A 7,850-nucleotide genomic window follows, 5' to 3' on the forward strand; every position below is an offset into this window, starting at 1 on the left:
CGCGCACAGTGCTGATGCCACAGGCGGTCAGGTTGTCTCTGAGATCGCGCGCGCGGATCTGTCCGAAGGCGACGCCGGCAAGAGTGCCCTGCGCGACGGTGCCGACCTGTGCAGGCACTGCTGGCGGCGTTGCCGGAACCTCACACCAGGCGTCGGGCATTTCATGCGCGGCGCAAAGAGGGGCCATCCGGCGCAGATCCGGTGTCTGATGCGCACAGAACCACCGCGCCATCCCGATCAGCGCATCTACGGCGTTTTCCGGTGTCACCCGAAGGCCGCGGTCCATGCCGTCCGCGCGCAGGATGAGCCCGTCGCCGCCTGTCTCAAAGCGGAAATCGGCCGGGTACTTTGTCAGAACAGGTGCTGCACCCGCATCCACAGCGATCCCCACCTTAGCCGGCAGGTAAGGCAGGTCACTCAGTCGCGACAGGACCGCCCGGGCCAGCTGACCGGTCGCATCCTCCTCCTGCCAGAACGGGCTCACAAGCAGGTTGCGCCTGCGTTCAGATGCAGGGTCGGCATCCAGCAGCCCGATATCGTGCAGATCCCGAAGCAGATCCTCATGGCCCTCCCGGGACACGCCGCGGATTTGCAGGTTCGCCCGGTTTGTAAGATCGATAAAACCGTTGCCATAGCGGTCAGCAAGATCGCACAACCCCAGCACCTGGGCTGTGGAAAGCTCGGCGAGAACGGGGCGTACGCGCACAACCAGCCCGTCGCCCGAGGCCATGGGCTGCCACGCGCCGGGACACCAGCCTTTAATTCGGGGGGCAGCGGTCATTCTGCCGCTCCCGTTTCGGCCAGCACCGAGTTTCGCCGGGTCTGCCACAAGCCGGCCTCCAGCAAAGCCGCAAACCGCGCCTGCATGGCCGCATGGGCTCCCGGGTTCGCATCGCGCAGAAAGGCATCGGTGGCCGGATCGCCCAGAGTGGCGTCGTGGTAAAGGTCAAAGAGATGCGCCGGAACGGCAGCGGCCAGATGCGCAAAAGAGGCCATATGATCGAGGGTGGAGGCGATTTCTGCAGCCCCGCGGAAGCCGTGGTTTTTCATGCCGGCGATCCATGCCGGATGGGTTGCGCGGGCCTGGACCACGCGGGCGATTTCCTCGGTAAGGCCCCGGGCCCGGGGGCGCGCAGGGTCGGTATTGTCCAGATGATAAAGGGTGGCCTGCCCGCCGGCAACGCTCTGCGCTGCAGCAAATCCCGCCTCATGGGTCGCGTAATCGCCCGCCAGCAGCAGGTCGGTCTCCGGCAGATCCTGCAGGTGCACAAAGCTGTCGGCGGCCCCGACACGGGCGCGGATACCCTCGTTGTCTTCCCGCGCGACGTCACCATCCAGCGCCCAGGAGCTGGCGCGCAGCCAGGCCTCTCCGGCACGTTGCCGGGCGGTTTCGGTGTACTGACCGACCGCGTCTCCCATGCCCAGCCCGAACTGGCCCGGCGCCGGGCCGTAGACCCGCGCGAGATCTGCGCGGCCCGCATAGGGGTTCCAGTCAGGTGCTTCATCGCGCGCCGCCAGCGCCCGCACGGCCTGCCCGAAGAGCGCCGACAAGGTTGGAAACACATCGCGGAACAGCCCTGAGACACGTAGCGTGACGTCTACCCGCGGACGTTCAAGCTCGGTGACAGGCAGAACTTCGATACCTGACACGCGCTCCGAACCGGCATCCCAGACCGGCCTGCAGCCCAGAAGGTGCAGCGCCATGGCAAACTCTTCGCCCGCTGTGCGCATGGTGGCCGAGCCCCAGAGATCGACGATCAGGCCCTGCGGCCAGTCGCCTTCTTCCTGCAGGTGACGGCGGATCAGCTCGTCGGCGAGCCGCACGCCCTGGGCATATGCCGCGCGCGTAGGTACAGCGCGGGGATCGGTCGTAAAGAGATTGCGCCCGGTGGGCAGCACATCGCGACGACCGCGGTACGGTGAGCCGGACGGCCCCGGAGGTATCCTCCGGCCTGCCAGAGCATCAAGCAATGATTGCCGTTCGGCGGCTGGCGAGCCCGCGGTTTCTGCCGGCGCTTCACCCCGGGGCGCACGGCCCCAGATGTGCAGCCCCTCGCCGAACTGGCTTTCCTTGATATCGCAGACAAATCGGTCAATGCGGGTGATTGCCTCGGCACTGCAGGTGGCCCGGTCCAGCCCGAGATCCTGCTCCACGCCCTGCACCTGCGCTTCGTCGCGGATATCACCCTGAAGCCGGTCGCGGCGCCGCGGGTCGAGCCCGTCAGCATTGGAGAACTCATCGAGCAGCGCCTCCAGACGTGCGAGGCGCTCAGGCGTGCCGCTGTCCCGCAGAGGCGGCGGAATATGCCCCAGTGTGACCGCCCCGATGCGCCGCTTGGCCTGGGCGGCCTCACCGGGATCGTTGACGATGAAGGGGTAGATAACGGGCATGGCACCGGTCAGAGCCTCGGGCCAGCAGGCCGCAGAGAGGGCGACGGATTTACCGGGGAGCCATTCCAGCGTGCCGTGGGCGCCCACATGCACCAGCGCATCCGCCCGCGACTGAAGCCAGAGATAAAAGGCGACATAGGCGTGGCGCGGCGTCCGGGCCAGATCGTGGTAGGTATCGTTGCGTGCCTCCGGCGTGCCACGTTCCGGCTGCAGCGCGATCGTGACATTGCCGCGCGCGAGGGCCGCAAAGTGAAATGCCGCGCCGTCGCAGTCCGGGTCCTCTTCCGGTGCGCCCCAGGCCGTCGCCAGATCGTCGCGCAGTGTCTCAGGCAGGCGCGCGAGGGCCTCTTTGTAGTCATCAAGAGGCCAGCGGGTGGCGCGGTCCAGCAGCGCTTCGTTCAGGGGCTCGTCCGGACACGGCGTATCATAGCCCGCGCGGTGCAGGTCATCGAGAATAGCCAGAGCAGAGGCCGGCGCATCAAGGCCCACGGCATGACCCATGTTCCAGTCCTTGCCGGGATAGGTCGAGAGCACGACGGCAAGGCGGCGGGCGGCTTCGGGCATCGCAGCAAGGCGCATCCATCCGGTTACGCGGTCTGCAGCGGCTTCAACGCGGTCGCGCAAGGCCTTATGAGCAAAGCGGGAATACTGCAGGTCCGGGTCACGCTGGCCGGGTTGTTTGAAGGAGGCGACCCCTGCGAAAATGCGCCCGTCCACCTCCGGCAGCACCACATGCATGGCCAGATCAGCGGGTGAGAGGCCGCGTTCTGCCTCGCGCCACATCTTTTCTGTATTCGTGGCCAGCGCCACCTGAAAGACCGGCACGCCGGCGGCGTCGAGCGGCGAGGTACCATCGTTGCCTTTGCCGGAAAAGGCTGTCGCGTTAACGATAGCTGCCGGGCGCAGATAAGCTGTCTGCCGGCGCAGCCAGCCTGCAATCTCCGGCGCCTTCAGCGTCGGCGCAAAAAGCGCTGTCACATCGCAGCCCCGCGCCCGGAAAACCGCAAAAAGAGCATGCAGAGGCGCCAGATCAGCAGCCACGAGGTAGGAGCGGTAGAACACCACAAGCACGCGCGGTTTTCCGGCGAGTGCCGTGGGTTCCGACATCGCGAGAACCGGGCAACAGGCTCCGGCCTCAGGCGTCCAGGCACCGACCGGTGGCAGGCCTTTGCGTCCCTTTACCGGGCCCGCATAAAGCCCGGCAGCCAAAGCCAGCTGTGCCAGAGCGGCCTGTGCCGCAACCGACCCGCCGGTACTGCACAGATGTTCCAGCCGGCGCAGCGTCGACACCGGCAGGGTCGAGAAGGCATCAAGACGTTCGTCGGGCCGGCCATCGCCTGGGATCACCGCCAGGGCAATGCCGTTTCGCTCGGCCAGCGCCCGGATCTGCTGCAACCCGTAAGGCCAGTAGGGCACGCCGCCAATGAGCCGGATGAGAATACCCTTTGCGCCCGACAGCGTCTTTTCGACATAGGTATCGACCGACAGCGGGTGCTTCAGTGCCACGATGCTGGCAAGACGCAGCGTGGGAAGACGCCCCTCCGGACCGCCGCCGGTGTGCCAGGCCTCCGCGAAAGCGCCAAGGTCGGAATCAGAGAGCGACAGCACTACCAGATCGGCAGGGTCCTGCCCCGGATCCATCGGCGTCTCGGTCTCTTCCAGCCCGTGGCTTTCGCGGAAAACGACATGCATAGCAGGTTACTCAGCGGCCTCCGTCCGGCGCACATCAAGTGCGGCGCGGATCACATCCGAGTTGATATCGTCATGCTCTGCGATGACAACCAGACGGCCCGCGCGCTCCTCATCCGGCGCCCAGGGACGGTCATACTGGTGCCGCACCCGCGCGCCCACGGCCTGCACCAGCAGCCGCATCGGTTTACCCGCAACCGCCGCATACCCTTTGATGCGCAGGATGTTGTTTTCACGGGCGAGTTTCTCAATTGCCTGGACAAGATCGGCAGGGTCGGCGATCTCCGGAATATCCACGACAATTGACTCAAAATCCTCGTGATCATGGTCATGCGGGCCGTCGTGATGCGAAGGCCGCGCGTCCATGTCGTCTTCCGCTGCGGCTTCCAGCCCGAGAATGATGCGCGGATCGACCATGCCTTCGGCAACTTCGACCACGGGCAGCGGACGCGGTGCTTCGGCGGCGATCACCGCACGCGCTTTTGCGACACCTTCCGGTCCGGCCAGATCTGGCTTCGTCAGCAGGATGATATCCGCACAAGAGATCTGGTCCTCAAACACTTCCGAAAGCGGGGTCTCATGATCGATGCTCTCATCGGCCAGGCGCTGCGCGTCGACAGCGGCCACATTCGGGGCAAACCGGCCTGCTGCCACGGCTTCTGCATCAGCCAGAGCAACGACACCGTCCACCGTGATCTTTGAGCGGATATCCGGCCAGTCGAACGCCTTGAGCAATGGTTTTGGCAGCGCCAGGCCGGATGTTTCGATCAGAATGTGATCCGGGCGTGGGTCCAGCGCCATCAGCGCCTCGATGGTCGGGATGAAATCATCTGCCACGGTGCAGCAGATACAGCCATTGGCCAGCTCCATGATGTTTTCCGCCGGGCAGTCGGGGATTGCGCAACTTTTGAGGATTTCGCCATCCACACCGACGTCACCAAACTCATTTACAACGATGGCCAGGCGTTTGCCGCCGGGGTTCTGCATAAGCTGCCGGATCAGAGTGGTTTTACCCGAGCCCAGAAAGCCTGTGATCACGGTCACGGGGAGTTTTGCCAGATCAGCCATTATTCAGTCTCCATTGGCGGGATACGCGCCACGCAGTTTCGTTTGAAGTGTTCAGGACGCTCACGCCACGGGATCAGCCCGTCGGCCGTGGCATGATAGCGGGCCGCACCATCGAGGATCATCTCCGGGTGCGACATCTCATCGACGTTTGCGAACACATAGGTCCAGCGGTTTCCGCCCCGCAGAGCCACTGTGCAGCCAAAATCGCAGTTCTGCAGACATTCGACCGGGCGAATGCGCACACCTTCGGGCGCATCCATGGTGCTCAGCCGGTCAAAAAGGTACTGGCCGGGGCGCGTTTCCGTCTCCGGCACCTCGCGCCCGCGCCTGCATTTGATGCAGACCAGCATTTCGGTCATCTCGTTCATTCCTCTGCCCCTCGCAGTCAGGGAACGGAACACGGGTGGCGAGGAAGACCCTTTGGCAGAGCACACCCCGACACCGGAACACCCCGTCCGGTCAAGTCGTCTTTACGCGGGCAGGTCTCCCGGCTGGCGGATCACGGTACCTGTGGCACCTTCGGTGGTCACCCTTCCCGGCCCTGGGGCCAGTGGCGCTGAACACCTTTCCGTTTACGGTCGCGGGGGCGGCTGTGATTAACCGGCAAAAAGACGGCTGCACATTCCCTTTTCACCTGTTTACACAGGCACCAGCGTTTCGGCAGTTGCGCCGAATCCCCGAACCTTGTCAAGCAAAGGACGCGTCCCATGAGCGAAGACGTAAACGCCCGCCACGCAGATAAAATGCGCAAAATCAAAGCGGCGCGCGATAAGATGATGCAGACCAGGACCGAGGAAAAAGGTCTGATCATGGTGCACACCGGTCCGGGCAAGGGCAAATCCTCCTCGGGCTTCGGGATGATCATGCGCTGCATCGCCCACGGGATGCCCTGCGCGGTGGTGCAGTTTATCAAGGGCAACTGGGAAACTGGCGAGAAAACCTTTCTGCGCGAGCGCCACGCGGATGAGTGCCGCTTTTTCGTATCAGGCGAAGGGTTTACCTGGGAGACACAGGACCGCGAGCGGGATATAGCGGCCGCGCAGAACGGCTGGACCATCGCCAAAGAACAGATCCTTGATCCGGAGATTCAGTTCGTCATGCTTGATGAGATCAACATCGCCCTGCGCTATGATTACCTTGACATCGACGAAGTGGTCGATTTCCTGCTGCATGATAAGCCACGCATGACACATGTCTGTCTGACCGGGCGCAACGCAAAGCCCGAACTTATCGAAGCGGCCGATCTGGTGACCGAAATGACGCTGATAAAACACCCCTTCCGGGACGGCGTCAAAGCGCAAAAGGGCGTCGAACTCTGAGCCCTGTCCTGATGCTCCAGGGCACCGGCTCGAATGTCGGAAAGTCCATGCTGGTGGCGGGGCTGTGCCGTGCGGCGCGACGGCGCGGTCTGTCGGTGGCGCCTTTTAAGCCACAGAACATGTCAAACAACGCCGCGGTGACCACGGACGGGGGTGAAATCGGGCGCGCTCAGGCGCTGCAGGCGCTGGCCTGCGGGCTTGCACCGCATACGGATATGAATCCTGTCCTGCTGAAACCGGAAACCGACACGGGCTCGCAGGTGGTTGTGCAGGGCAAGCGCCTGACGACCGTGAAAGCCCGCGAATACGCCGCCCTGAAACCTGATCTGATGGCCCCGGTGCTGGAAAGCTTTAACCGGTTGCGCGCGCGCTATGATCTGGTGCTGGTTGAAGGTGCAGGAAGTCCCGCAGAGGTGAACCTGCGTGCCGGCGACATCGCCAATATGGGCTTTGCCGAAGCTGCCGGCGTGCCGGTTGTGCTCTGCGGAGATATCGACCGGGGCGGTGTAATTGCGCAGATCGCCGGAACGCAGGCCGTAATCAGCCCTGACGACGAGAGTTTGATTAAGGGATTTATAATCAATAAGTTCCGCGGCGATCCTGCACTCTTTGATGAAGGCTACCGGCTGATCGAAAACCACACAGGCTGGCCCGGGTTCGGCGTGCTGCCGTGGTTTGCCGGAGCCTGGCGACTGCCTGCCGAAGATGCACTCGACATCGTCCGCGCCCCCTCGGGTGCGGGGGCGCATATCGTTTGCCTGCGCTTGTCGCGGATCGCCAATTTCGACGATCTGGACCCGCTGCAACAGGATCCGGCACTGCGGGTCAGCATGCTCAGCCCGGGAGAGGCGCTGCCGGCTGATACGGATCTGGTGATCATCCCCGGCAGCAAATCCACGCGCGGAGATCTTGCCTTTCTGCGGGCCCAGGGCTGGGACACGGATATCTTTGCGCATTACCGCCGGGGCGGGCGGATACTCGGGATCTGCGGAGGGTATCAGATGCTTGGCCGTGTGATCTCGGACCCCGAGGGCATCGAAGGCGCCGCTGGCAGCACCCCGGGCCTTGGGTTGCTGGACATTGAAACGGTGATGACCGGTGACAAAAGCCTCACCGCAGTGCGGGCCACACATGAAGGAACGGGCACGGAGTTTTCAGGGTATGAGATCCATATCGGACGCTCTCAGGGGCCGGATCGCGCGCGCCCTTTCGCCCGTGTGGGCGGCACCCCGGAGGGGGCTGTTTGCGCAGACGGGCGCGTTGCCGGCAGCTATCTGCACGGCATGTTCTCGGACGATGCCTTCCGGCGGGCCTTTCTGAACTTCCAGGGGATCACCGGCACAGATTTTTCCTATGCGGCGGGTGTTGAACAGACGCTCGACG

Annotated in this window: 6 protein-coding genes and 1 riboswitch; of the genes, 2 read left to right on the forward strand and 4 right to left on the reverse strand. The window is 64.0% G+C overall.

What is annotated here, in order from left to right; all coding sequences use genetic code 11:
- The 4 genes from Q0M35_RS15690 to Q0M35_RS15705 all read right to left on the reverse strand — a co-directional run.
- Positions 1–781, reverse strand: a 781-nt coding sequence (locus Q0M35_RS15690; RefSeq protein WP_295316962.1) for a cobalamin biosynthesis protein CobG, incomplete at its 3' end; no start/stop codon positions are given.
- Complete coding sequence (gene cobN / locus Q0M35_RS15695) at positions 778–4,083, reverse strand: cobaltochelatase subunit CobN (RefSeq protein ID WP_295316963.1); 3,306 nt, start codon at positions 4,081–4,083, stop codon at positions 778–780. The genes cobN and Q0M35_RS15690, both read right to left, overlap by 4 nt.
- A gap of 6 nt (positions 4,084–4,089) precedes the next feature.
- Positions 4,090–5,148 (reverse strand): cobalamin biosynthesis protein CobW, encoded by a 1,059-nt coding sequence (gene cobW, locus Q0M35_RS15700; RefSeq protein ID WP_295316964.1) that lies wholly within the window; start codon positions 5,146–5,148, stop codon positions 4,090–4,092.
- On the reverse strand, positions 5,148–5,516 hold the full coding sequence (locus tag Q0M35_RS15705; RefSeq protein ID WP_295316965.1) for a DUF1636 domain-containing protein: 369 nt from the start codon (positions 5,514–5,516) through the stop codon (positions 5,148–5,150). The genes cobW and Q0M35_RS15705 overlap by 1 nt, the downstream gene beginning before the upstream one ends.
- Positions 5,517–5,607: 91 nt before the next feature.
- Positions 5,608–5,817, reverse strand: a riboswitch (cobalamin riboswitch).
- Positions 5,818–5,855: 38 nt separating this feature from the next.
- On the opposite strand from Q0M35_RS15705, the gene cobO reads away from it, so the two are divergent.
- Both cobO and Q0M35_RS15715 read left to right on the forward strand, forming a co-directional pair.
- Complete coding sequence (gene cobO, locus Q0M35_RS15710; protein WP_295316967.1) at positions 5,856–6,467, forward strand: cob(I)yrinic acid a,c-diamide adenosyltransferase; 612 nt, start codon at positions 5,856–5,858, stop codon at positions 6,465–6,467.
- 11 nt (positions 6,468–6,478) lie between these two features.
- Positions 6,479–7,850, forward strand: a 1,372-nt coding sequence (locus Q0M35_RS15715) for a cobyric acid synthase (RefSeq protein WP_295316970.1), incomplete at its 3' end; no start/stop codon positions are given.

It is taken from the genome of Roseobacter sp. (assembly GCF_024639605.1).
Taxonomy (GTDB): domain Bacteria; phylum Pseudomonadota; class Alphaproteobacteria; order Rhodobacterales; family Rhodobacteraceae; genus Roseobacter.